The sequence below is a fragment of the Streptomyces sp. WAC 06738 genome, assembly GCF_003945505.1.
Taxonomy (GTDB): domain Bacteria; phylum Actinomycetota; class Actinomycetes; order Streptomycetales; family Streptomycetaceae; genus Streptomyces.
Genome location: NZ_CP029618.1, coordinates 3,865,820 through 3,890,046, shown reverse-complemented (window position 1 = coordinate 3,890,046; position 24,227 = coordinate 3,865,820). Strand labels below are relative to the sequence as shown.

Below are 24,227 nucleotides of genomic sequence, written 5' to 3'. Positions count from 1 at the left end.
CCACACACCATGAACACATGCATTACCGATTTACGCGAGTTTTGTCGCTTTGGCCATACTTTGTCTGGTTATGTACGGAGTCAGCTACCGAGCGCGTACGCGAGCGCTTCGCGCAGGTCAGCGACGAGGTCCGCGGTGTCCTCGACGCCCGCGGAGAACCGGACGAAGCCCTCCGGCACCGCGTCCCCGCCCCAGCGCCCGCGCCGCTCCGCGGTCGAGCGCACGCCGCCGAAGCTCGTCGCCTCGTCGACCAGCCGCGCCGCGCCCAGGAACCGCTCCGCCGCGGCCCGGTCCGGCAGCGTGAACGCCACCACGCACCCGTACCGCCCGGCGCGCATCTGGCGCGCGGCGAGCGCGTGCGCGGGGTCGGACGGCAGGCCGGGGTGGCGCACGTCCCGTACCCCCGGCGTCGCGCGCAGCGCTTCGGCCACGGCGAGGGCGTTCGCCGCCTGGCGCGCGGTGCGCAGTTCCAGCGTCGCCAGCGAACGGTGCGCGAGCCACGCCTCCATCGGCCCGGGGATGGCGCCCGCGGTCTTCCGCCAGGTGCGCAGCCGGCGGGCGAGCGCGGGGTCGCGGGTGACGGCGTAGCCGAGGAGGACGTCGCCGTGGCCGGTGAGCGCCTTGGTGCCGCTGGCGACGGAGAGGTCGGCGCCGAGCTCCAGGGGGCGCTGGCCGAGGGGGGTCGGCAGGGTGTTGTCGACGGCGACGAGCGCGCCCGCGGCGTGCGCGGCGGCGGCGAGGCGGCGGACGTCGCAGACGTCGAGGCCGGGGTTGGAGGGGGTCTCCAGCCACAGCAGGCGGGCGCCGTCGAGGAGTTCGGCCTGGGCGTCGCCTGCGGTCGGGGCGGTGCGGACGTCGGTGCCGTGCTCCTGGAGGAGGGCGCGGAGGCCGCCGGGGACGAGGTTGTAGCCGTCGGAGGGGAGGACGACGTGGCCGCGGGGCCCGTCCCCGTCCCGCGGCGGTCCGGGGACGGCCATGAGGACGGCGGTGATCGCGGCCATGCCGGAGGCGAAGGCCACGGCCTCGGCGGGGACGCCGGGCGACTCCAGCTCGGCGAGGGCGGCTTCGAGGCGGGTCCAGGTGGGGTTGGCGTCGCGGCCGTAGTCGTAGGGGGCGGCGGTGACGTCGCCGGGGAGGTGGTAGTGGGCGGCGAAGACGGGGCCGGGGAGGGCGGGTTCGTACGGCTCGGGGGCGGGGAGGCCGGCGCGTACGACGCGGGTGGCGTCGGCTGCCGTCGCTTCGGGGGCTTCGGGGGTTTCGGCGGTGTGCCGCGGGGGCGGGTCCGCGTGCGGGGCGTCGTCCGGGGTCATCGGCCGGCTCCTTCCAGGGCCGCGCGCGCCGCGGCGCCGCACTGCGCGCCGTAGCCGGCGCCGAAGAGCGCGGCGTGCACGAGCAGATGGTGGAGTTGGTACAGCGGCACCCGGCCGCGGCGGCCGGGCAGCGGGCGCACCTCCTCGTACGCCGCGAGCAGCCGCCCGAGCTGCGGGCAGCCGAAGAGCTCCAGGAACGCGAGGTCGATCTCGGGATGGCCGCCCTGCGCGGCGGGGTCGATGAGGTACGCGCGGTCGCCCGCCGACCACTGCACGTTGCCGGACCAGAGGTCGCCGTGGATGACGGCGGGCGGCTGCGGCGGGCCCGTGACCTCGTCGATCACGTCGCAGAGGCGCTCGACGGCGCGGGTGTCGGCGGACGTGAGGGCGCCGTTGTCAGTGGCGAGGCGTAGAAAGGGAAGCAGCCGGTGCCCGGCGTAGAAGGCGGGCCAGTCAGCGGGGGAGGCAGGCGCATGTCCGGTGTGCTCAGGGGGTGGTTCCGGAGCCGGATCCGGAGGGCCGGGGGTGGCCGCGGTGCCGGGCGGATCCGGTGTGCCCGGTGGGTCCGGGGACGGCAGCGGGAGCGAGCCGATGTAGGCGGGCCAAGGGGTGCCGAAGGCGGCGGCGGGGGTGGCGTGCAGCGCGGCGAGGTCGCGGCCCAGCCGCTCGGCCTGCGCGGGGGTCGCGGGGCCCGGCTCGATCCACTCCAGCAGGATCATCCCGGGCTCCTCGCCGAGCACGGCGGGGACGGGGACGGCGCCGGTCTCCGCGAGGAGGCGCAGGCCGTGCGCCTCGGCGGCGAAGAAGTCCGCGGGGGCGCCGACGCGGGTCTTGGCGAAGACGCGGCGGCCGTCGGCGAGTTCGAGGCGGTGCGCGGCGGAGATGTCCCCGCCGCCGACGGGGCGCGCGGTCCGTACGGGAGCGCCCGCGAGCGCGGCGGCGCGGGCCTCGACGGCCCGGGGGTCGTTCCCGGCGCCCCGCGCGGCGCCGGCCGGCGGAGGGTTCACGGGCGGGCGGTGAGTTCGTCGCGTACGGCCTGGAGCAGACCCTCGGCGGCGGTCTCGATCAGGTCCAGAGCCTCTTCGAAGCCGCGGGTGCCGCCGTAGTACGGGTCCTCGACGTCGGTCAGGTCGAGGTCGGGCGCGAAGGAGAGCAGCAGCCGCACCTTCTCGGCGTCGACGGGCGTCGGCGCGATCTTGAGCAGCCTGCGGACGTGCCCGCCGTCCAGGCCGAGGACGAGGTCGCGTTCGGCGAACCAGTCGGGCGTGAACTGCCGGGCGGTGTGCACCAGCTCGTAGCCGTGCCCGGTGAGCACGGCGGCGGCGCGCGGGTCGGCGGCTTCGCCGATGTGCCAGCCGTCGGTGCCGGCGCTGTCCACCTCGATCTCGCCGTCGAGCCCCGCCTCCGCGACACGGGCGCGGAAGACGGCCTCGGCCATCGGCGAGCGGCAGATGTTGCCGGTGCAGACGAAGCAGACGCGGAAAGGCGCGGGGAGGGGGCGTTCGCTCGTTCGCATGCGGTCCATCCTGCCTCAGCCGGGGCGCGGGCGCCCGGTGCCGGCGGCCGGTTCCCGCGCCGGTTCCCGCGCCGGTTCCCGGGCCCCGGAGGCCGCCGCTCCGGTCCGTGCCGGTGCGCGCGGCCGTCAGTCCCGGTCGAGGGCCATGCTCGTCGCCCACGACACGATGCTGATCACCAGTCCGCCGAGCACCGCTGTCCAGAATCCATCCACATGGAAGCTCAAGTCCGCTTTGTCCGCGATCCAGGAGGTGAGCATCAGCATCAAGGCGTTGATCACGAGCGTGAAGAGCCCGAGGGTGAGCACCAGCAGCGGCAGCGACAGGAGTTGCACGAGGGGCTTGACGATGAAGTTCACGACGCCGAAGATCAACGCGACCAGCAGCAGTGTGACGGCCTTGTCGGCGTTGTCGTGACCGGTCAGCCCGACGTCGGGGATCAGCCAGACCGCGACCGCGAGGGCCGCCGCGTTGGCGAGGGTCTTGATCAGGAAAGTCTTCATGGGTTGATCGTTCCAGAGGTAGTCGGGAGCACCGTGGGCGCGGAGGATGGAGCACGATGAAGGCATTCCGGCTGGACGACCTCGAGGCGGAGCGCCGTGCGAACGACGGAGCGTACCTGCAGTTCGTGCGCGAGCGGAACATGTCGGTGGGCCTCTACGCGCTGGACGCGGGAGCGCCCGATCCGCAGCAGCCCCATCGCCAGGACGAGGTCTACGTGATCATGAGCGGTCGCGGCTCCGTCACCGTCGGCGACGAAACCCTGCAGGTCGGCAGGGGTTGCGTCGTCTACGTACCGGCGGGCGTACCGCATCGTTTCCACCACATCACCGAGGATCTCCGGGTTCTGGTGGTCTTCTCTCCACCCGAGGCGTGAATCAGTCCCTCAGGGTCGCCTCGGGGTTCGTTCCGGGATGGACCGGGGCAGGGGGCACTCCCATCCGCCCGCCCGGCGTCCTAGCATCGAAGGCACCGGGACAACCCCGGCGTACCGGAGGAGGAATGACCGTGTCCGTGAAAGAGATCACCGCGGGACTGCCGTGGTGGGTGACGTGGGTGCTGATCCCGGCGATCGTGCTGGTGGTCTTCGGCAGCCTGATCATGGCGCTGGTCGGCTTCATCATCGGCCTGCTCTTCAAGGTGCTGCTGGCCGCGGCGCTGATCGCGGGTGCGATCTTCCTGGTGCGGAAGTTCATGACCGCGTCGTCGTCGAAGAACGACTGGTAGCCGGCCGGCTCCCTCGTCTCCGGCGCTACCTCCGGCGCCGCCGTCCGCCGCCGCCCCGGCGGCGGGAGCGGCCCTCGGGGGAGCCGCGGCAGCGCCGGAGCCCGTGCCCGGCGCCCAGCCCTCAGGGGCGCCCGGCCCCGAACCCGGTCCCGGTCCAGTACGCGGATCTGCTCCCGTACCCGTACCGGCACCCGGTCCCCAGCCCCCGCCCGGTTCCGCACCCGGCACCGGGCCCGGCCCCGGCCCCGCCCCGTGGCGGCGGTCGGCGGAGACGACGAGCGCCGCGAGCCCCGTCGTCAGCGGCACCGACGCGACCAGCCCGATGCTGCCCACGAGGGTCCGTACGATCTCCTCGGCGACGAACTCGCTCGTCGCCACCGTGCCGACGCCCTGGTCGGCGATCGTGAAGAGCAGCAGCAGCGGCAGCGCCGCCCCCGCGTACGCGAGGACCAGCGTGTTCACCACCGACGCGATGTGATCACGCCCGATCCGCATCGCGGACGCGTACAACTTCCGCCACGGCGCCGACGGATCGGCCTGCCGCAGCTCCCACACCGCGGACGCCTGCGTCACCGTCACGTCGTCGAGCACCCCGAGCGAGCCGATCAGCACCCCCGCGAGCAGCAGCCCGCTCATGTCGATGTCCGGGTACTGGGTGTGGATGAGCCCCGTGAAGTCGTCGGTGTTCCCGGTCAGTTTCGACCAGCCGATGAACAGCGACCCCAGCAGCCCGATCAGCAGCAGCGACGCGAGCGTGCCCAGGGCGGCCACGGACGTACGCACGTTGAAGCCGTGACAGAGATAGAGCGCGATCAGCATGATGGCGCTGCCCCCGACCACCGCCACCACCAGCGGGTTCGACCCGTCGAGGATCGCCGGCAGGATGAACAGGATCAGGATCGCGAAGCTCACCGCCAGCGCCGCGAGCGCCGCCAGCCCGCGCAGCCGCCCGACGACGACCACCGCGACCGCGAAGAGCAGCGCCAGCGCCGTCATCGGCACGGTGCGTACCACGTCGGAGACGGCGTACTGCAACTCGCGCGGCGCCTTCGGCGAGTAGGAGACGACGAGCTCCTGCCCCACCTCGTACCGCCGGGACGCGTCGGGCGCGACGATCTCCGTGAAGGTCCGCCCGGCGTGCTTGCCCGACGTCACCTCGATCGTCGCCTGCTCGCACACCGCGTCCTCGTCGGGCCGCGGCTCGTCGGTGTCGGCCCCGCCGCCCGGCGGCCCCTGCTCCTGGATCTGTGCGCCCACGTCCGCGCACTTCACCTCCTCGACCTTCGTGACCTTCGCCCGCTGCCGCTCCTGGTCGAAGCCGATGCCGCTGCGCTCGCCCGCCGGTTCACTCCCCGGCCACAGCGCGATCAGCCCGGCGAGCACCGCCAGCGCGAAGGGGACGAGCACCGCGGCGATCACCCTGCGCAGCCGGTGCGAGGCGGGCGGGGCGGGGGCGCCGTGGTGGTGGCTGTGCGAATGTGTCACCGCCAGATCATCGCAGGAGTCCTCCGGGGCCCTCTTTCGTACCGGTGCGTGCAGCGGTTAGCGTGGTCGGCGAATTGCACACCGCGGGAGCTCGGAGCACCGGGCTGAGAGGGCGCTGACGGATCCGGATCCGGACCGAGGCTGCGCCGACCGCCGAACCTGTTACCGGGTAATGCCGGCGTAGGGAGTGGGTCTCCATGACCGTTTCGGATGCACGTACGCCCGCCACCGGGGACTCCGCGGAATCCGCGAAGTCCGCGGAAACCAGCGCGATCGGCTGGCACAAGGACCACCTCGAGCACCCCGCACGGCCCGACATCAGGGTCCCGGTGCGGCGCGTGCACCTCACCAACGGCCAGGACGTGACGCTGTACGACACGTCCGGGCCGTACACCGACCCGACCACCGACACCGACGTACGCCGCGGGCTCACCCCGCTGCGCGAGAACTGGATCATCGCCCGCGGCGACACCGAGGAGTACCCGGGCCGTCCGCCCCGCCCCGAGGACGACGGCCTCAAACACACCTCGCCCCGCGGCGGCCTGCGCAACCTCGACGCCGTCTTCCCCGGCCGCCCGCGCCAGCCGCGGCGCGCCCGCGGCGCGGCCGTCACCCAACTCGCGTACGCCAGACGCGGGGAGATCACCGCCGAGATGGAGTTCGTCGCGCTCCGCGAGCGCGTCGAGCCCGCCTTCGTCCGCGACGAGATCGCGGCCGGCCGCGCCGTGCTCCCCGCGAACGTCAACCACCCCGAGTCCGAACCGATGATCATCGGCAAGAACTTCCTGGTGAAGGTGAACGCCAACATCGGCAACTCGGCCGTCACCTCCTCCATCGAGGAGGAGGTGGAGAAGATGACGTGGGCCACCCGCTGGGGCGCCGACACGGTCATGGACCTCTCCACCGGCCGCAACATCCACACCACCCGCGAGTGGATCCTGCGCAACTCCCCCGTGCCCATCGGCACCGTGCCCCTCTACCAGGCGCTGGAGAAGGTCGACGGCCGCGCCGAGGAACTGAGCTGGGACGTCTACAAGGACACCGTCCTCGAACAGTGCGAGCAGGGCGTCGACTACATGACCGTCCACGCCGGCGTCCTGCTGCGCTACGTCCCGCTCACCGCCCGCCGCAAGACGGGCATCGTCTCCCGCGGCGGCTCGATCATGGCCGCCTGGTGCCTGGCCCACCACCGGGAGTCGTTCCTCTACACCCACTTCGACGAGCTGTGCGAGATCCTCGCCGCGTACGACGTGACGTTCTCCCTCGGCGACGGCCTGCGCCCCGGTTCGATCGCCGACGCCAACGACGAGGCGCAGTTCGCGGAGCTGCACACACTCGGCGAACTGAACCGGATCGCGAAGTCCCACGGCGTGCAGACCATGATCGAGGGCCCGGGACACGTCCCGATGCACAAGATCAAGGAGAACGTCGACCTCCAGCAGGAGATCTGCGAAGAGGCCCCGTTCTACACCCTCGGCCCCCTGGCCACCGACATCGCGCCCGCCTACGACCACATCACGTCCGGCATCGGCGCGGCGATGATCGCCTGGTGGGGCACGGCGATGCTCTGCTACGTCACCCCGAAGGAACACCTCGGCCTCCCGGACCGGGACGACGTCAAGACCGGCGTGATCACGTACAAGATCGCCGCCCACGCCGCGGACCTCGCCAAGGGCCACCCGGGCGCCCAGGACTGGGACGACGCCCTGTCGGACGCCCGCTTCGAGTTCCGCTGGGAGGACCAGTTCAACCTGGCCCTGGACCCGGACACGGCCCGCGAGTTCCACGACGCGACCCTCCCGGCGGAGCCGGCGAAGACGGCCCACTTCTGCTCGATGTGCGGTCCGAAGTTCTGCTCGATGAAGATCAGCAGGAACATCACGGAACGCTTCGGCTCCGACGACCGGGCGGAGCTGACCGCGGAGGAGATCGAACGCGGCATGCTGGAGAAGTCCAGGGAGTTCGCCGCCACGGGCAACCGGGTCTACCTGCCGTTGACCGACTGAGTCCCGGGGGAGGGGCAGGGCCTCGGTTCTCTGCCCCTCCCGCCGGTGTACCGATCTCTGCGCACACGCCCGCGAGCCCCGTGCGACCAACCCTCGCCGCGGTCTCAACTCCGTGTCATGGCCGCGACTACACTCTCTCCTGCAAACGTGACCCGGAGGAGGGCCCGTTGGCCGTGGAGGGGGAGACGCCGGGCGGTTCTGCCGCGGGCGAGGGTGCGGACATCCGGCCGCTTCAGGAGGACGATCCGGCGGCGCTCGGCCCGTACACGCTGCTGGGGCGGCTCGCCACCGGCGGGATGGGGCGCGTCTTCCTCGCACGTTCCGTACGCGACGGCTCCCTGGCCGCCGTCAAGACCCTGCTCGCCGAAGGCGAGATCGACGCCACCGACCGGCGCCGCTTCGCACGCGAAGTGAAGGTCGCCCGGCGGGCCGAGGGCGTGCGGACCGCGCGCGTCCTCGACGCCGACCCCGAGGCGCCGCGCCCGTGGATGGCGACCGAATACGTGCCCGCCCCCTCCGTGGCGGAACTGGTGCGCCGTGCCGGGCCGCTGGCCGGGACCGGGGCCCGGTGGGTGACGCGGGGCGCGCTGGAGTCGCTGGCGGAGCTGCACCGCCAGGGCATCGTGCACCGGGACGTCAAACCGCAGAACCTGCTGCTCGAACTCGCCGGCCCCCGCCTCATCGACTTCGGCATCTCGCACGCCGCCGACCTGACCCGTACCCAGCTCACCCTGGGCACCGTCGCCTTCACCTCCCCCGAGCAGGCCGTCGGCGAGCCCTCCACCGCGGCCTCCGACGTCTACTCCCTCGGCGCCACCCTCTTCCATCTCGCCGTCGGCCGCCCGCCGTATCCCGCGGACACCGAGATGCTGCTGCTGCTCACCTACGTGGCGGAGGGCCGGACCGACCTGGCCGGGTTACCGGACGAACTCGCCCCGGTGGTTCGCGCCTGCCTCGCGCTCTCCCCCGCCGACCGGCCGCGGACCGCGGAGCTGCTGGACCTCTTCACCTTCGAACTGGCCGAGTTCCCGACGGTGCCGGACGCGAGCGGATGGCTGCCGGCGCCGTGGGCGAGGCTGATCGAGGGGTACGCGCGACAGGGGCGGGCGCTGGCGGCGGACCCGCGGGTGCTGCGGGAAAGCAGTGAGGGCCAGGAGTGGCCGGGGCCCGCGGGCGGGGCGCCGGGCGCGACGCAACTGCCGCCGGAGACGGTACGGGAGGAGCCGGAGACCGTACGCGAGCCGACAGCGGAGGCGACGGCCGTTCGCGAGCCGGCAGGGACGGTGCCGGAGGCGACGGCCGCACGGGAAGCGCACCGCCCCGGACCACAGGCGACGCCGGAGCCCGAGCCGCGGCGGGATGAGGGGGGCGCGGGGGACGCACGGGACGTGCCGGACGGGGAAGCCGACAGGCCCGGCCGGGGCGCGCGGACCTTCGTCCGCTCCGTGCAGACGCTCATGGCCTCCCTCCTCCTGCTCCTCGCAGGCGTCGGCGCCTACGGCTACTACCGGTCCGAGCAGTCGCGCGAACCCGACGCCACCGACCGCGCGTTCGCCGGCGTATCGCCGGGCGAGTGCGTACGTACCGGCCTGGACCCGGCACGCGGCTGGACCGCCGAGGCCCCCGAGACCGTCGCCTGCGGCCCGGGAACCGACACGCCCTGGAAGGTGATCGCGACGGAGGACGGCGGCGTCGTCGACCGCTGCATGGGCACCGACGCGGCGGTCGCGTGGACCCGGCAGAGCGACGCGGGAGTCGTCAGCCTCTGCCTGGAGCGGCGGTTCACCGAGGGTGAGTGCGTGATCGGGGCCGAGCCGCAGGACGGCTCCCTTCTCGACGTCACGCCCCTCACCGATGACGCGGTCTTCGCCACCACCGTCGGATGCGCCGACACCGTCCCGGAGGGCCGCGCGGTGCTGCGGGTACTGGCGCTGGTCCAGGGCGAGGACGGATGCCCCGGCACGACGCAGGTGCGGTACCTCTTCACCGAAAGGGGGCGGATGCTGTGCCTGACCTCGGCGTGACTCCCGGCCCGCTGCACCGGGCCGACCCGCGCCACCTCGGCCCGTACCGGCTCGTCGCCCGGCTCTCCGCGGGCGGCATGGGCCGCGTCTACCTCGCCGTCGAGACCTCCACGGGCGAACTGGCCGCCGTCAAGACCCTGCTGGCGGAGGGAGAGGCCGACGACGCGGACCGGGCGCGGTTCGCCCGCGAGGTCGGCGTGGCCCGCCGGGTGGCCGGGCCGCACACCGTGCGGGTACGCGCCGCCGACCCGGCGGCCCCGCGGCCGTGGCTGGCGACGGACTACGTTTCGGCGCCCTCCCTCGGCGAACTCACCGTGCGCGGCGGCCCCGCCGACTCCGCCACGGTCGCCCGGCTCGCCGCCGACTGCGCGGCAGCCCTCCAGGCGCTGCACGCCGTCGGCGTCGTGCACCGCGACCTGAAGCCGCAGAACGTGCTGCTGCCCGCGGACGGCATCCAGGTCATCGACTTCGGCATCTCACACGCCACCGACCTCACGCGTACCCGGCTGACCCTCGGCACCCTCGCGTACATCGCCCCGGAACAGGCGCGCGGCGAGCCGGCGACGCCCGCGTGCGACGTCTACGCACTCGGCGCCACACTCTGCACCCTGGCCACCGGCCGGCCGCCGTGCCCGGACACCGGCGACCCGGTCCGTCTGCTGGCGCTCGTCGCGCGCGGTGCGGTGGACCTCGGCGCCGTGCCGGAGCCGCTGCTCGGCCTCGTGCGGGCCTGCCTGGCCCTCGACCCGGCGGCCCGGCCGGACCCGGTGGCGCTGCGCGCGCTGGCGGAGGAGGCGGGCGCGGCTGCCGGTACCGCCGGCTCGTCGTGGTCCGGCATGCCGGACCGGTGGGCGGGGATCGTGCTGGCGTACCAGCGGCAGGGAAGGGAGCTGACGGAACGGTACGGGGCGGGGGCCACGCGCGCGGCGGCGCCGGGGGCGGGTGGGTCCGCTGGGGTGGGGGCCGGGCCGCCCGTACGGGAGAAGGCGGCAGCGCGGGAGCCCACGCCGGAGGCGGCGGCCGTGGATCCCGGTGCCGCCGGAGACGGTCCCCGGGCCCCGCACCCGCAACCCGACGTGCCCGCCGCGGCCTTGACACCGGAGCCCGCGCCGGGCCCCGGGCCCCGGCCCCGTGCCCCGCGGCGCTTCGCCGGGCTGACGCCGCGAGGGTGGCGGGCCGCCGGCAGCCTGGTCGGCAACTGCGCCGGGCTCAGCTTCCTCGTCCTCGGCCTCCTCGCCGTACTCGCCACGATCATCGCGATCGTGGTCGCCCTCGCCGCGGGGTGACCCGGCGGCCGGTTCGCCGGGTACGCCCCGGGCGTACGCGCACCGGAACGAGGACCCCCTACATCCGGTCCGCCGTCCGGAGATACAGCTCAGCGAGGCGTGGCAGGCGTTTCCGCATCTCCCCGTCGTCGTCGAAGTCGAAGTCCTCCCCCATGTCGGGTGCCGTGCCGGCCTCGCCGTCCGCCGGCCGGTACTCCGCCCACGCCTCGTGGAAGGCGTCCCTGCTGCCCGTCAGCCGCTCGAAGGCGGCGCCCGCCGCGTAGTTCACCTCCTCGTGGAAGAGGACCTCGTCGTGGCCGTCCCGCGCGGCCTCGGCGACGGCCGGGTGCTCGGCGAGGCTGTCCGGCGCGGCCGCGACGCGCTCGTACCACTCGCGGCCGAGGGATATCACCCCGGCGCGGAAGTCCATGAAACTGTCGTCCGAGCAGCCCCCGCCGATGAGATACGCGGCCGCCCACACGTCCCAGCGGTACAGGGCACCGTGCACCTCGCCGAACCGCTCCGCGTACGCCAGGATCTCCTGCCGGGGGAGCCCCGCGAGGAGTCCCACGAGCGCCTCGTCGAAGGGCACGCCGTCCGCCGCCGCGGACGAGCGCGCCGATTCGACGAGATGCCAGAACCGGTCGATGTCCATGCCCCGTACTGTGGCAGCCCCCACTGACATTCCGGTCTCATCCCGCAAAGCCGTTGCATGGCGGCGGCCCGCGTGGGACATTGGCCGCCGTCCGCGCCCGCGGACGCCTCCGCCGGCCGACCGCCGGCGCACTCACGGTGAGGAACGAAGCCTTTGATCCCGGCGCCCGTCAGCGGCCGCCGTCGGCGCCGAGCGGCCCGCCCGCTTCCGTAGCGGAGCCGCCCGCTCTTCAACGCCGGACACGCCCGTCCCGTACGGCGGCCCCACGCTCTCTCCTGTCTGCGCACGTCAGAGACTTCGTGAGGTCGATACCACCGTGGCTACCCCCATGGACAAGCAGGTCCAGAACTTCGCCGTCGCCAACCTCCGCCGCCGCCCCGACGTCGTCGAGACCGGCGGCTTCGTCGCCGGCTTCGCCGTCGGCACCGACAGCCCCTACCTCAACTACGCCACCCCGCTGCCCGGCACCGCCCCCACCCCCGCCGACGTCGCCGCGCTCGTCGGCGCGTTCCGGGAGCGGGGGCTGCTGCCGCGGCTGGAGTTCGCACCGCAGGCCGCGCCGCTGGTGGCGGGGGCGCTGCGGGCGGCGGGGTTCGAGACGGAGGCGGTGCACGAATACCTCGTCTGCACCCCGCACACGTACACCGACCCCCTGCCCGGCGGCCATCACCCGCGGGTGGAAACCCCCGCCACCGACGCGGAGTTCCGGGCGCTGGACGCGGCGCTCGCCGAGGCGTTCGGCGGTGCGTTCGCCGCGTCCGCGGAAGGCGCGGCGCGGCTGCGGCGGCTGGGGGAGGACGGCGGGGAGGTGCGGTTCGTGCGGGCCGGGGACGGCGGCTGCGCCGGCGGCGCGACGTGCTCGCCGCCGGCCGAGGACACCGCCGAACTCGCCGGCGTCGGCACCCGCCCCGCGCACCGCCGCCGCGGCGTCGCGGCGGCGGTGACCGCGGCGCTGACGTCGGCGATGTTCGAGCGCGGGGCGGGGTCGGTGTGGCTGGAGTACTCCGGTGCGAGCTCCCGCGGCACGTACACCCGCGTCGGCTACCGCCCCGGCGGCACCCGCCTGTACGTCTCCCTGCCCGACTAGACCCGGCGCGGCGGGCCGAGGAGCTCACGTCCGGGGCGGGCGCATCAGGTGCAAGTCCTCGCCCCAGGCGTCGAGGACACCGCCGTGGCCCGCCCGCCGGGCCACCGGCTCGACCCGCGCGAACACGGCGCGCTGCAGCCCCGCGTCCCCGGTGCACGTGATGCGGTCCACGGCCGCGGGCAACTCGTCGCCGGGCCAGCCGGGCAGCGGGTGCCGGTCCAGCTCCCAGCGCAGGTACTTGTTGTACGGGCGCGGGCGGCGCTCCAGCGTGAAGACCAGCTCCAGCAGGTACCGGGCGCTGTCGGCGGCGTCCAGGCGGGCGGCGAGGGGGTGGCCGTCGCGGGTGTTCTTGACGGAGCGGTAGAGGGAGTTGGCGTACGCGTCCAGCAGCGCGGCGGCGTCACGGAACGCCTCGCCTGCGTCGAGCCGGGCGGCGTCGGCGAGGACGCGGGCGATGCCGCCGCCGAGGCGGTCGAGGACGACGCGGGCGCGCGCGAGGGCGTAGCGCTCGAAGCCGGGCGCGCCGCCGAGTTCGCGGAAGTCGGCGAGGGGGAGGACGAGGAGATCGAGGGCGGCGGAGCGGTGGCCGTGGAGGCGGGTGAGGCCACCGGCCGTACCGTCGGCGACGACGACGTAGAGGTCGTGGTCGGAGCGTTCGGTCGCCATGCCCTCGTGGGCCTGGGACCCCTTGAGGACGAGGCCGACGACGGCGGGGTCGGCGGTGGCGCGGGCGACGAAGTCGGCGTAGGCGAGGGGGTGCTGGTGTTCGGCGGTCATGCGGTGGTCTCCGGAGGGATCGGGGCGGGCAGGCCGGCCGGGCGGCTCCCCGCTGCCGGGAGCCGCCCGCGTCGTCCGCGGCGGGCTCGCGGCCGCCGGCCGGGCCGCCGGTGGCGGGCTGCGGCCGGCGGTCGGCTGGCGCCGCGCGGGAGATCACCTCACCCCGGGACCGTACCGTGGGCGGGGCGCGCGGGTCACGGCTCCGGGCGCGCCCGCAGTGGGCGTGACTCTGGTCGGGCGTCCGGCGGTACTGGCTCCGCTGGTCAGAGTTCCGGTTGCCAGGGCTGGACCCGGAAGTCGCCGGTTCCGCCCTTGACCTTCTCGAACGGCGCGGAACTCACACACGGCGCAAGGTCCTTGTCCTCCACCGGGCTGCCCGTGGCCGCCCAGCTATAGCCGAGACGGTCGTGGCGGCCCTGGTCGTGGACGGTGACGCCGACGCGCAGGCCCTTCGCGCCGGGGAGGTCGGTGTCGGTGATGACACCCGAGACGACGGCGACCTTGCCGCCGGTGACGAGGCAGTCGACGTCCGCCTCCGCCCACGCGCCCTCGCCGCCGAGGTAGTGGCTGAAGCGGAACGTGCCGGTCGCCTGGCGGGGGTCGTCGTTGTGCTTCGCGGCGAGGCGCGCGTCGAAGGAGAACGTGATGTCGTCGCCGAGCGACCGGGTGAGCTTCGCGGTGCCGGTCAGGGAGGCGGCGGGCCGCTGCCCGCGGTCGGCGCCCGGGGCGCTGTCCGTGCCGCCTGCATCGTGGACGTTCCCGGCGCCGCGGTCGTCGGTGCGGGCCTCGCCGGCCGCGGCGGCGGTGCCGGCGGTGGCCGTCGCGAGCAGGGCGGCGGCGAGGGCGACGGCGCGAAGGCGGTTGCTGCGTACGTAGCGCAAGAGAGCTGCTCCTCAAGGGCTGTCGGCCCGGACGATCCGGGTCTCAGCAGCCTCGCCCGAGGCCGGGGCGCGCCGCGTCAGCCCGCGGCGGCAAGCGACGTACCCCCGTGGTCTGCCCCACCACCCGTTACCGCTACCTCCCCGGCATGACACGCTGTACCTGACCAGGGCAGGCTCCCGGCCACCGGCCGCGGAACCACGCCGCGGCGCCGGGCGTCCCCCACGGAACCACGGTGCGCCGCGCACAGCCTGCCGTGCGCCGCACGGCATACGTCACCACAGCCGCAACCACGGCCACCGCCACAGCCGCAACCACAGCCGCCGTCCGACCGCATCGGAGAGGGATCGAGTCCATGGCCACCGCACCGCTCGCCAAAGGTGCCAACCTGCCCGTCGACGCCCCCGCGGTACGCGCCGAACTCTCCTGGTCCGAAGGCCCCGGCGTACCCGACGTCGACGCCTCGGCGCTGCTGCTCACCGCCGCCGGCCGGGTCCGCGACGACGGCGACTTCGTCTTCTACAACCAGCCGCAGCACACCTCCCAGGCGGTCACCCACCTCGGCAAGCAGCAGGCGGGCGGCCGCTACACCGACTCCGTCGAGGTGCTGCTGAACTCCCTGGGGCCGGGCATCGAACGCGTCGTCCTGTGCGCCTCGGCCGACGGCGGCACCTTCGGCCAGGTGCCCGGGCTGTCGCTGCGGCTCCTGGACGCCGCAACGGGCGCCGAACTCGCCCGCTTCGACATGGAGGCGACGACGGAGACGGCGTTCGTCGGCGGCGAACTGTATCTGCGCGGCGGCCGCTGGAAGTTCCGCGCGGTGGGCCAGGGCTACGCCTCCGGACTCGCCGGCCTGGCCACCGACTTCGGCATCACGGTCGACGACTCCCCGCCCCCTCCCTCCCCCACCCCGCCCCCGGTCGCGCCGGCAGCGCCCGCCCCGCCCCACGCGCAGCCGCCCTCGGCTCCGCAAGCACCGGCGCCCCCGGCCCCGCAGGCACCCATGCCTCCGGCTCCTGCGCCGGCAGCGCCCGCGCCGCAGGCACCCGCCGGCGCGCCGCCTCCCGCGCCCTATCCGCCGGCCGCCCCCGCTCCCGCCGCCGCGCCACCCGCCCCAGGCGCCTACCCCGCACCGGCACCGGCCGCCTCACCCGCCGCGTCCGGCGGGCCGCGGCTGGTCAAGGGCGAGGAGAACCTGCCCGTCGACATGCGCAAGCGGCTGTCGCTCCGTAAGGAGCAGGTGGCCATCAGCCTGCGCAAGCACGGGGCCGCGGATATCTCCGCGCGCGTCATCGTCGTGCTGGACGCCTCCGGCTCCATGACCCGCCTCTACGCCCAGGGCGTCGTCGCCGACGTCGTCGAGCGCATGGCCGCGGTCGCCGCCGAGCTGGACGACGACGGGGCCATGCAGGCGTGGACGTTCGCCTCCCATCCGGCCCGGCTTCCGGACCTGCTGCTGGGGGATCTCCCCGAGTGGCTGCGACTGCACGTACGGGTCGGGCAGCTCGCTCTCTTCCGCCCCCGCAAGAAGCGCAAGGGCCTGGAGAACGGCCAGGTCGACATGCGGATGGTCGGTATCCAGAACGAAGAGCAGAAGGTCATCGCCGAAGTCCGCGCCTACGTCCGCGAGAACCCCGCTCCCGATCCCACACTCGTGCTGTTCTTCTCGGACGGCGGGGTCTACCGCAACGCGGAGATCGAGCGCGAGCTGCGCGAAGCGGTCGAGGAGCCGATCTTCTGGCAGTTCGTGGGCCTGGGAGCCTCCGACTACGGCGTACTGGAACGGTTCGACAGCCTCGGTGGCCGCCGCGTCGACAACGTCGGGTTCTTCTCCGTCGACGACATCAGCGGACTCCCCGATCCCCAGCTTTACGACCGCCTCCTCTCCCAGTTCCCGGGCTGGATCACCGCCGCCCGTAGCGCACGCATCCTCTGACCTTCCTCACCCCCGACTCCCACCAAGGGACAGCACCGCCGAGCCGCCCGGCCCGTTCGGGCCGCCGGACCGGTCAGCGGGTGGCCGCGGCCGTGTGGGGGACGAGCTCGGCTATGACCGCGTCCCACAGCTCCGGGGGCGGCATCTGGTGGCCCATCCCCCGCAGCGGTACGAGCCTGGCCCCCGGGATCTCGCGGGCCAGCGCCTCGCCGTGGGCGTAGGGGAAAAGGGGGTCGTCCGTGCCGTGGAGCACGAGGGTCGGCGCGGTGATGTCGCCAAGGGAGAGCGGGGCCTGCTCTTTTCCGTCGTCAAGCAGCCAGTGGTTGGCGGCAGCGGCGGGGACGGGACTGCGGTCGAAGGCCCGCCCGGCGACGCGGCGCACACGCTCCTCGTCGACCGGGATGGCGCCGGCGAAGGTGTGTTCACCGGCGAGGAAGTAGGCGAGGACCGACTCGCGGTCCGACCAGTCCGGCCCGGGCTGCGGCTCCGCGAACTTCCGGGCCAGCTCGTCGCTCATCGGCGGCAACTCGGGGCGGTCGGGCCCACCCGGCGCCGCGGGGCTCGTGGCGATCAGCGTCAACGAGCCGACCCGGCCGGGATGTCGCGCCGCGATGACCTGCGCCATGCCGCCGCCCATCGAGACGCCCACGAGGTGCGCGGAGCGGAGGCCGAGCGCGTCGAGCAGCCCGATCACGTCGGCGATCAGATCCTCGCCGCCGTACGTCGGCGCACCGACCGGGAACGTCGTGGACCGGCCCGTGTCGCGCGTATCGAAGCGGACGACATACCGCCCGGCCGCGGCCAGGCGTGAGCAGAAGCCGTCCTCCCACCAGTCCATCGACGCCTCCGCGCCCCCGATCAGCAGAATCGGCGGATCCGCGGCAGCGCCGAACGCCTGCGTACAGATGTCGACTTCCCCCACCCGCACCAACCGCTCCGCCTCGGGCCGGACTTCCGCCGTGCCGTTCATGACTCGCCTCCCTCACCTGGCTTTCCCGCAGGCTACTACACTTCTCGAAGTGTGTGCTACATTTTTCGTAGCGAAATTCGGGGACGTGGGAGGAGCGCGGAGATGGCGAGGGACGGCGGCGACGAGAGGCGGACGTACGGGCAGGCGTGCCCGATCGCCCACGCGCTCGACATGATCGGCGAGCGCTGGGCGCTGCTGGTCGTGCGCGAGCTGCGTCTGGGCCCCCGCCGCTACGCGGACCTCCAGGCCGCGCTCCCCGGCATCGGGCCCAGCGTGCTCTCCCAGCGCCTGCGCGATCTGGAGCGGTTCGGCGTGCTCGCCCGGCGTGCGCTGCCGCCGCCCGCCTCGGCGAAGGTGTACGAGCTGACGGAGTGGGGGAGCGAGCTGGAGCCGGTCTTCGCCGCCTTGCGCACGTGGGGGCTGCGCTCCCCGGTGATACCGCTGGAGGGGGTGCTGACCTCCGACACCGTGCTGCTCGGGTTGCGCGCCTTCTTCCAGCCGCAGCCGCACGCGGCGTGGTCGGCGAGCTACCGCATAGAGCTGGAGCGCGAGGTGTACCGGGTGGAGGTCGCCGACGGCGAGTTGACCGCGGTGCGGCGCGGCGAGGAGCCGCCGTCCCCGGACGTCGCGGTGACCACGGACCACGACACGCTGCAGTCGGTGCTGTCCCACGAGCGCCCGCTGTCCGAGGCGGTCGAAGCGGGAGAGCTGACGGTCGAGGGTGACGGGGACGTGATGGAGCGCCTGGTCGAGGCGGTCCAGCGGAGCTGAGGCCCCGGCCTGCCGCTCCGTGTCGGACGGGCGCCTCGGCCGCCGCCGCTCCGGTCGTCGGCCTGACTCCGGGGCGCCGGCCGCCGTGCCGCCGGGCGCAGTGTCACCACACGGGGCGCAGCGGGGGGAGGTCGTCGCCGGCCAGGCCGTGGACGAGGCGGAGGAGTTCGGTGCGGAGGAGGGGGGTGTCGGTGCCCGTGCGGCGGGCGAGTTCGGCTTCGAGGTCGTGCAGGACGTCCCCGGCGATGTGGAGGTGCCGGCGGGCGGCGTCGGTGAGGACGACGAGCTTGCGGCGGCCGCCGGCGGGGTGGGCGGTGCGGAGTACGTAGCCGCGGTGCTCCAGGTCGTCGACGAGCTGGCCGGCGGCCTGTTTGGTGACGCCGAGCCGGGCGGCGAGTTCGCTGCTGGTGGCGCCGTCGGTGCCGAGGATCTGGAAGATCATGCCGTGCACCGGTCGCAGGTCGGGATAACCGGCGGCGGCCACCCGCTCGTTGAACTCGGTGAGCACGAGCTGGAAGGCCATGCCGAGCAGGAACAGCAGCTCGGGCGTCGGCGGGCTGTCGTGGTCGCGGGTCACGGGGACATCTTGACACGGTTGAGTAAACCTCCTTTACTCAACCCATTCGAGTAAAGGAGCTTTACACGCATGAAGGTCATCACTCCCGCCCCCGACCGCACCGTCACCACCCCGAACGCCTCCATGGAGTCCCTTGCCACCCCCTCCCAGGGCAGCACCGCGCTCAGCACCTGGCGGGTGCGCATGGACGCGGGCCGGTCCGGGCCGGTGCACGCCATCGACCGCGAGCAGGTCTGGATGGTCATATCCGGCTCGCTCACCGTGACCTGCGACGGCCGTACCGAGACCGCCGCCGCCGGGCAGGCGGTCCTGCTCCCGTCCGGCGTACTGCGGCGGCTCGGCGCGGCCGAGGGGACCGGCGCCGTCGAGGCGCTGGTGGCGATGGAGGCCGGCGGCAGCGCCGTCACCGAGGACGGCGCGCGGCACGCCCTGCCCTGGGCGGAGTAGGGCGCGCCGCTGCGGCGGCGCTGTCCTCGGCCCGTACGGCCGGCAGGTCCTGCCGCGGGTCGCTCCCTTCGGGGCGTACGGAACTGCCCGCCACCCGTACCGTCCGTGAGGCGGTCGCCGTACCCGCGGTGCCTGCCGCGCGGCGCTCCAGCCTTGCGGAGAGGAACGCGAGGGCCAGGCCGGAGGCGGCGAGGGCGGCGCCGACCCAGTTGGGGGCGGTGTAGCCGAGGCCGGCGGAGATGACGAGGCCGCCGAGCCACGCGGCGAGGGCGTTGCCGAGGTTGAACGCGCCGACGTTGACGGCGGAGGCGAGAGTGGGCGCGGCGGCGGCCTGGTCCAGCACCCGCTTCTGCAGCGGCGGCACGGTCGCGAAGCCGAAGAACCCGACGAGGAAGATGCTCACGGCCGCCGCCGGCTTGCTGTGCGCGGTGAGCGTGAACAGCGCCAGCGTCGCGGTCAGGGCGCTCAGTGCGACGTACAGCATCGGCATCAGGGCGCGGTCCGCGAAGCGCCCGCCGATCAGGTTGCCGCCGACCATGCCGAGGCCGAGGAGGACGAGGAGCCAGGTGACGGAGCTGTCGGCGTAGCCGGTGACCTCGGTCATCATCGGCGCGATGTAGGTGATCGCGGCGAAGACCCCGCCGAAGCCGACGACGGTCATGCCCATGGCCAGCAGCACCTGGACGTTGAGGAACGCGGCCAGTTCGCGCCGGAGGCCGGTGGCACCGGGGGAGGAGGGCTCCCCGGAAGTCTGCGGCAGGTCAGGTACGAGCCTGGCCACACCCGCGAGCCCGACGACCCCGATCGCCGCGACCGCGAGGAACGTGGCCCGCCAGCCGACGGTCTGCCCGAGGAGCGTGCCGCCGGGGACGCCGACGACGTTGGCCACGGTCAGTCCCGTGAACATCATCGCGATGGCCCCGGCCCGCTTGTCCCGGGCGACCAGCCCGGCGGCGACGACCGCGCCGATGCCGAAGAACGCGCCGTGCGCGAGCGAGGCGACGATGCGTCCTGCGAGCAGGACGCCGAAGGCGGGCGCGAGCGCGGAGATGGCGTTGCCTGCGATGAAGAGGCCCATGAGGCTCATCAGCATCCGCTTGCGCGAGACGCGGGTGCCGAGCGCGGTGAGCAGCGGGGCGCCGCCGAAGACGCCGAGGGCGTAGCCGGTGGTGAGCCAGCCGGCGGTGGGGATGGAGACGGAGAACTCGTCGGCCACCTCGGGCAGCAGGCCCATGACGACGAACTCCGTGGTGCCGATCCCGAAGGCGCCGATGGCGAGCGCGAGCAGCGCGAGAGGCATGCGGGACTCCTGCGGTGGGTGCGGTGGGTGCGGGGGGCTGCCATTTACCAAGCGCCCACAATAATTGTGCACGCCGATTCTTGCAAACGCGGGCTATTGCGGTGGTGGAGTAACCTGGGAGCCAGGACGGCGTACGCACGCACTGCACTCACGGGACGCGGAGGCGCTCATGGCGGCCACAGCCGAGCAGCTCGACGAACTGGCCCGGGGCTGGGTGGCCCTGGCATCCCTGCACGCCCGCATCGAGACCTACGTGGAGCGCACGCTCCAGCGCACGCACCGGCTGAGCGCCCGCGAGTACTCCGTACTGGACGCCCTCAGCCGCCAGGACGACTTCCACCTGCGCATGAACCAGCTCGCCGACACCGTCGTCCTCAGCCAGAGCGCCACCACCCGCCTCGTCACCCGCCTCGAGGACCGCGGCCTGCTCAGCCGCCACCTCTGCCCGGACGACCGCCGCGGCATCTACACCGAGGTCACCCCCGCCGGCCGCCGCCTCCTCGCCGAAGCCAGGCCCGGATACGAGGCATCCCTGCGCGCCGCGCTCGACGAGGCCGCGAAGCGGCCGGAGTTGGCGCCGCTGGTGGCGGCGGTGGAGGCACTGGAGGCCCCCGCCCCTGCGGCGTACGCGACATAGGAGCGCGTACGGCGGCGGGGCGGCGCGCAGGGCGGCGGCGGGCACATACGGCATGGGGCGCGCCCCGGCGGCACGCGTAGGGTCGGCAGCATGACCGACCTGGCAATCCGGCGCGCGACGGCCGCCGACGTGCCCGCCATCGTGGCGATGCTCGCCGACGACCCCCTGGGCGCCACCCGCGAGACCCCCGATGACCCCGCCCCGTACGAGGACGCGTTCGTGCGCATCGACGCCGACCCCGGCCAGCACCTCGTCGTCGCCGAACGCGACGGCCGCGTCGTCGGTACGGTCCAACTCACCGTCATCCCCGGGCTGTCGCGGCGGGGCGCGACGCGGGCGCTCATCGAAGCGGTGCGCGTGCACCGCGAGGAGCGCGGGGGCGGGCTGGGGACGCAGCTCATCGAGTGGGCCGTCGAGGAGGCGCGACGGCGCGGGTGCGCGGTCGTGCAGCTCACGTCCGACGCTACGCGCACGGACGCGCACCGCTTCTACGAGCGGCTGGGGTTCGCGGCGTCGCACGTGGGGTTCAAGCGGATGCTGTAGAGGGTGACCCGGGGCGGAACCGGGGCCGCAGCGGGCTCGCAACCGGCCGCCGGAGGGTTCGGGTCCCGGGCCGGAGGGACTCGCCCCTTGCGTCGGATCGCCCCTGGTCAGAGGGGTATCGGCGGGGAGGATCCGAAGTTGTCCACAGGCCCGAGCGGGCCGGGGTGAGCTTCGGCATACTGCCACTATGCAGATCACGACAGAGCAGCGACGAGCCCGTATCGGCGTGCGGCATGCGCTGGCGCCGGCCGCCCGCGCGGCCTCGCCCGTCGCCGCCGCCGACGCGGTCGTGGCGCTGCACGCGACAGACGCGGCGACCGTCTTCCTCTCCGCCTGCGCGCGGATGAGGGAGCCCGGAGTCACGCCCGTCGAGCGCGCGCTCTACGAGGAAGTGGCGCTGGTGAAGCTGCTGTCCATGCGGCGCACCCTCTTCGCGGTCAGCCGCGAGCTGGCGCCCGTCGTGGACGCGGCGGCGGCCCGCGCCATAGCGGCCCGCGAGCGCGCCACCTTCCTCAAGCACCTCAGGGACTGGAACGGCCTGGACGAGGCGTGGCTGCAGCGCGCCGAGGCCGCCGCGCTGGCCGTGCTCAAAGACAAGGGCGAGGCGACCGGCAGCGAGATATCCGCCGCCGAGCCGCTGCTGCGCACGAAGATCACGGTCTTCCCCGGCAGCCGCCAGGAGACGCAGCAGGGCGTGACGACGCGCGTGCTGCGGATGCTCGCCTGCGACGGGCACATACGCCGCGGGCACCCGCGCGGGTCATGGACGTCGAGCCAGTTCCGATGGGCGCCCGGCGAGGACTTCGGCGGCATGGACGTCGCCGAGGCGCAGACGGAGCTGACCAGACGCTGGCTGTACGCGTACGGGCCGGCCACCGAAGCGGACCTCGTGTGGTGGACCGGCTGGACGAAGACCGCCGCGCGCAAGGCGCTGGCCGCGACCGGCGCCGTGGCGGTGGAGCTGGACGAGGGCACGGGGTTCGTGCTGCCGGACGACACCGAGCCGGTCGCGCAGCCGGAGCCGTGGGCGGCGCTGCTCCCGGGACTCGACCCGACACCGATGGGCTGGAAGGAACGCGACTGGCACCTTGACCCCGGCTACCGCAAGGCGCTCTTCGACGGCAGCGGCAACGTGGGGCCGACGGTGTGGTGGAACGGCGAAGTCGTCGGCGGCTGGGCGCAACGAGAGGACGGAGAGGTGGTGTGGCGGATGCTCAGGGACGTGGGCGGCGAGGCGGAGCGCGCGGTGGCCGCGGAGGCCGAACGGCTGGCGGCATGGGTGGGCGACGCCCGAATAACGCCGAGGTTCCGTACGCCGCTGGAGAAGGAACTGGCCGCATAGGGGCCGTCCATCGGGGCGGAGCCTCCCGTGTCTGCTGCCGGGCCTTCGGGGGCGACCTGCGTCCCGTGTCGCGTGTCCTGGTGCGGCGGGAGCGGGCTACGTCCAGCCGCGGGTGCCGCCGGGGACGGGGGCGTCCGGGTCGTACGGTTCGCGGGTGAAGACGAAGGTGCCCAGGTCGAGGTGCGACACCTCGCCGTCCGCCGCACGCTCCACCCGCAGCGTCTCACCGGCGCAGTAGCCGTCGACCGCCGTCCACGTGCCATCCGCCTCCGGGCGGAGCCGGGAGGCGTAGCCGTTGCCGGTCAGCGGCCCCAGGTCCAGCCACCGGTCCTCCTTCAGCCGCAGCACGTGCGGGTTCGCGCCCCAGTACCACGGGCCCGTGAGGGCGAGCAGCTCCGGATCCACCGCCTCCGCGGCCAGCGGACGCCAGGGCTCGGGGATGCGCGGCTCGTGCCGCAGCACGGTGCCGATCAGATCGGAGGCCAGACCGGAGACGGACACACCGGAAGTGACGTTCGTGAGGACGACCGCGCTCACGTCCTCGTGGACATCGGAAAGGAGGCAGGCGAGGAACCCGGGCATGGAGCCGGTGTGGCCGGCGAGCACCGTGCCGTCGCGCCGGATGAGCTGCATGCCCAGCCCGTACCCGCTGTCCCACGGCGCGGCCTCGGGGGCAACGGCGGGGGTGCGCATCTCCGCCAGCGTGCCGGCGCAGAGCACCCGGTCGTCGCCGCGTACGAGGAAGGCCGCGAACCGGGCCAGGTCGCCGACCGTGGACCACAACTGGCCCGCGGGGGCCATCCGGCCGGTGTCGTGCAACGGCTCGGGCTGCATGACGTCGGCCCACGGATGGACGGCGAACCCGCCGGCGTGCGGGGCCTCGGGCAGCAGTGTCGTACGCCGCAGGTCCAGCGGCTCCAGCAGCTCGCGTCGCAGCACGTCGCCCCACGGTGCGCCGCGCAGAGCCTCGACGACCGCCCCGAGGTACGCGAAGCCGGGGTTGGAGTAGTGGTACCGGCGGCCCGCCGGGTGGCGGGCGGGGTCGCCGTCGAAGAGTTCACCGAGCTCGGGGCGGAGCGTGCCCGGGGTCCGCTCCCACCAGGGACCGCGGGGCTCGGCGCCGATACCGGAGCTGTGAGAGAGGAGTTGAGCGATGGTCACCGCGGGGGCCTGAGTGCCGGGGACGTGCTTGCCCAGCGGATCGGCGAGGTCGAGAAGGCCCTCGTCGCGCAGCCGGAGCACCAGCACGGCGACGAACGTCTTGGTGATCGAGCCGATGCGGTACTGGGTGTCGGTGGTCGGCTCGTGCCCGTCGACCATCGAGCGGGCGCCGGACCAGACGGTCTCCCCGTCGCGTACGACGGCCGCGACGAGCGAAGGCGTGCGTCCCTCGCGCTGCCCGACCGCGAGCCGGTGGCGCAGGGCGCGGGCGGTGGCGGGAAGCAGGGCGTCCTCATACGGCGGCATGGGGCGCA

The 24,227-nt window shown here is 74.0% G+C and carries 23 protein-coding genes, 1 pseudogene and 1 riboswitch; of the genes and pseudogenes, 12 read left to right on the top strand and 12 right to left on the bottom strand.

Translation table 11 applies throughout. The features are described from left to right. Positions 1–80: 80 nt before the first annotated feature. The 4 genes from DMB38_RS16825 to DMB38_RS16810 form a co-directional block, all read right to left on the bottom strand. Entirely contained in the window at positions 81–1,310 is a 1,230-nt protein-coding gene (locus tag DMB38_RS16825) for a cystathionine gamma-lyase (protein ID WP_240662312.1), read from the bottom strand. Then, on the bottom strand, positions 1,307–2,317 hold the full coding sequence (locus DMB38_RS16820; protein WP_125935889.1) for a fructosamine kinase family protein: 1,011 nt from the start codon (positions 2,315–2,317) through the stop codon (positions 1,307–1,309). The genes DMB38_RS16825 and DMB38_RS16820 overlap by 4 nt, the downstream gene beginning before the upstream one ends. Beyond that, the gene (locus tag DMB38_RS16815) at positions 2,314–2,835 is read right to left on the bottom strand and encodes a low molecular weight protein-tyrosine-phosphatase (protein WP_125935888.1); all 522 of its coding nucleotides are present in this window, start codon (positions 2,833–2,835) and stop codon (positions 2,314–2,316) included. The genes DMB38_RS16820 and DMB38_RS16815 overlap by 4 nt, the downstream gene beginning before the upstream one ends. 117 nt (positions 2,836–2,952) lie before the next feature. Beyond that, the gene (locus DMB38_RS16810) at positions 2,953–3,327 is read right to left on the bottom strand and encodes a phage holin family protein (protein WP_125935887.1); all 375 of its coding nucleotides are present in this window, start codon (positions 3,325–3,327) and stop codon (positions 2,953–2,955) included. A 56-nt stretch (positions 3,328–3,383) separates the two neighbouring features. Here DMB38_RS16810 and DMB38_RS16805 point away from each other — a divergent pair, with 56 nt between their 5' ends. Beyond that, the gene (locus DMB38_RS16805; RefSeq protein WP_101423481.1) at positions 3,384–3,701 is read left to right on the top strand and encodes a cupin domain-containing protein; all 318 of its coding nucleotides are present in this window, start codon (positions 3,384–3,386) and stop codon (positions 3,699–3,701) included. 137 nt (positions 3,702–3,838) lie between these two features. Beyond that, positions 3,839–4,051, top strand: a complete 213-nt coding sequence (locus DMB38_RS16800; RefSeq protein WP_047020110.1) for a DUF5326 family protein — start codon at positions 3,839–3,841, stop codon at positions 4,049–4,051. Between the two features lie 258 nt (positions 4,052–4,309). On the opposite strand, the pseudogene DMB38_RS16795 reads toward DMB38_RS16800, so the two are convergent. Beyond that, positions 4,310–5,542: pseudogene (locus DMB38_RS16795) on the bottom strand (YibE/F family protein); the annotation flags it as partial. A 67-nt stretch (positions 5,543–5,609) separates the two neighbouring features. Next, a riboswitch (TPP riboswitch) is annotated at positions 5,610–5,741 on the top strand. Between DMB38_RS16795 and thiC the strand changes: the two are divergent. The 3 genes from thiC to DMB38_RS16780 all read left to right on the top strand — a co-directional run bounded on the left by thiC (position 5,734) and on the right by DMB38_RS16780 (position 10,852). Continuing rightward, positions 5,734–7,542, top strand: a complete 1,809-nt coding sequence (gene thiC, locus DMB38_RS16790; RefSeq protein ID WP_125935886.1) for a phosphomethylpyrimidine synthase ThiC — start codon at positions 5,734–5,736, stop codon at positions 7,540–7,542. (Overlaps the previous riboswitch by 8 nt.) 173 nt (positions 7,543–7,715) lie before the next feature. Beyond that, entirely contained in the window at positions 7,716–9,566 is a 1,851-nt protein-coding gene (locus DMB38_RS16785) for a protein kinase (RefSeq protein ID WP_240662713.1), read from the top strand. Next, a complete protein-coding gene (locus DMB38_RS16780) occupies positions 9,548–10,852 on the top strand; it encodes a serine/threonine-protein kinase (RefSeq protein ID WP_164716023.1) in 1,305 nt (434 codons plus the stop codon). The genes DMB38_RS16785 and DMB38_RS16780 overlap by 19 nt, the downstream gene beginning before the upstream one ends. Before the next feature lie 58 nt (positions 10,853–10,910). Here the strand turns inward: DMB38_RS16780 and DMB38_RS16775 are convergent, their stop codons facing one another. Further along, positions 10,911–11,486 carry a DUF4240 domain-containing protein gene (locus DMB38_RS16775; protein WP_125935883.1) on the bottom strand — a complete coding sequence of 192 codons (576 nt, stop codon included), beginning with the start codon at positions 11,484–11,486 and terminating at the stop codon, positions 10,911–10,913. 328 nt (positions 11,487–11,814) lie between these two features. On the opposite strand from DMB38_RS16775, the gene DMB38_RS16770 reads away from it, so the two are divergent. After that, on the top strand, positions 11,815–12,573 hold the full coding sequence (locus DMB38_RS16770) for a GNAT family N-acetyltransferase (protein WP_125935882.1): 759 nt from the start codon (positions 11,815–11,817) through the stop codon (positions 12,571–12,573). 24 nt (positions 12,574–12,597) lie between these two features. On the opposite strand, the gene DMB38_RS16765 is transcribed toward DMB38_RS16770, so the two are convergent. Next, positions 12,598–13,350 carry a hypothetical protein gene (locus DMB38_RS16765; protein WP_125935881.1) on the bottom strand — a complete coding sequence of 251 codons (753 nt, stop codon included), beginning with the start codon at positions 13,348–13,350 and terminating at the stop codon, positions 12,598–12,600. Between the two features lie 263 nt (positions 13,351–13,613). Further along, complete coding sequence (locus tag DMB38_RS16760) at positions 13,614–14,231, bottom strand: Repetin (RefSeq protein ID WP_125935880.1); 618 nt, start codon at positions 14,229–14,231, stop codon at positions 13,614–13,616. 353 nt (positions 14,232–14,584) lie between these two features. Here DMB38_RS16760 and DMB38_RS16755 point away from each other — a divergent pair, with 353 nt between their 5' ends. After that, positions 14,585–16,165 (top strand): VWA domain-containing protein, encoded by a 1,581-nt coding sequence (locus DMB38_RS16755; RefSeq protein WP_125935879.1) that lies wholly within the window; start codon positions 14,585–14,587, stop codon positions 16,163–16,165. Positions 16,166–16,238: 73 nt separating this feature from the next. Here DMB38_RS16755 and DMB38_RS16750 read toward each other — a convergent pair whose 3' ends face one another. Next, positions 16,239–17,135 carry an alpha/beta hydrolase gene (locus DMB38_RS16750; protein ID WP_125935878.1) on the bottom strand — a complete coding sequence of 299 codons (897 nt, stop codon included), beginning with the start codon at positions 17,133–17,135 and terminating at the stop codon, positions 16,239–16,241. Positions 17,136–17,237: 102 nt separating this feature from the next. On the opposite strand from DMB38_RS16750, the gene DMB38_RS16745 reads away from it, so the two are divergent. Further along, the gene (locus DMB38_RS16745) at positions 17,238–17,906 is read left to right on the top strand and encodes a winged helix-turn-helix transcriptional regulator (protein ID WP_047016747.1); all 669 of its coding nucleotides are present in this window, start codon (positions 17,238–17,240) and stop codon (positions 17,904–17,906) included. A gap of 103 nt (positions 17,907–18,009) precedes the next feature. On the opposite strand, the gene DMB38_RS16740 is transcribed toward DMB38_RS16745, so the two are convergent. Then, the gene (locus DMB38_RS16740) at positions 18,010–18,483 is read right to left on the bottom strand and encodes a MarR family transcriptional regulator (RefSeq protein WP_125935877.1); all 474 of its coding nucleotides are present in this window, start codon (positions 18,481–18,483) and stop codon (positions 18,010–18,012) included. A gap of 69 nt (positions 18,484–18,552) precedes the next feature. Here DMB38_RS16740 and DMB38_RS16735 point away from each other — a divergent pair, with 69 nt between their 5' ends. Continuing rightward, positions 18,553–18,930, top strand: a complete 378-nt coding sequence (locus DMB38_RS16735; RefSeq protein ID WP_125935876.1) for a cupin domain-containing protein — start codon at positions 18,553–18,555, stop codon at positions 18,928–18,930. Here the strand turns inward: DMB38_RS16735 and DMB38_RS16730 are convergent. Further along, a complete protein-coding gene (locus DMB38_RS16730) occupies positions 18,887–20,230 on the bottom strand; it encodes an MFS transporter (protein WP_125935875.1) in 1,344 nt (447 codons plus the stop codon). The two genes, DMB38_RS16735 and DMB38_RS16730, sit on opposite strands and share 44 nt — an antisense overlap. Positions 20,231–20,399: 169 nt before the next feature. On the opposite strand from DMB38_RS16730, the gene DMB38_RS16725 reads away from it, so the two are divergent. From DMB38_RS16725 to DMB38_RS16715, 3 genes are all read left to right on the top strand, one after another. After that, the gene (locus DMB38_RS16725; RefSeq protein ID WP_125935874.1) at positions 20,400–20,867 is read left to right on the top strand and encodes a MarR family transcriptional regulator; all 468 of its coding nucleotides are present in this window, start codon (positions 20,400–20,402) and stop codon (positions 20,865–20,867) included. Between the two features lie 90 nt (positions 20,868–20,957). Continuing rightward, complete coding sequence (locus tag DMB38_RS16720; RefSeq protein ID WP_125935873.1) at positions 20,958–21,410, top strand: GNAT family N-acetyltransferase; 453 nt, start codon at positions 20,958–20,960, stop codon at positions 21,408–21,410. Positions 21,411–21,597: 187 nt separating this feature from the next. Beyond that, entirely contained in the window at positions 21,598–22,752 is a 1,155-nt protein-coding gene (locus DMB38_RS16715; protein ID WP_164716021.1) for a winged helix DNA-binding domain-containing protein, read from the top strand. Positions 22,753–22,848: 96 nt separating this feature from the next. On the opposite strand, the gene DMB38_RS16710 is transcribed toward DMB38_RS16715, so the two are convergent. Then, positions 22,849–24,219: a serine hydrolase domain-containing protein gene (locus tag DMB38_RS16710; protein ID WP_125935872.1), complete on the bottom strand. Its 1,371-nt coding sequence runs from the start codon at positions 24,217–24,219 to the stop codon at positions 22,849–22,851. Between the last annotated feature and the right edge of the window lie 8 nt (positions 24,220–24,227).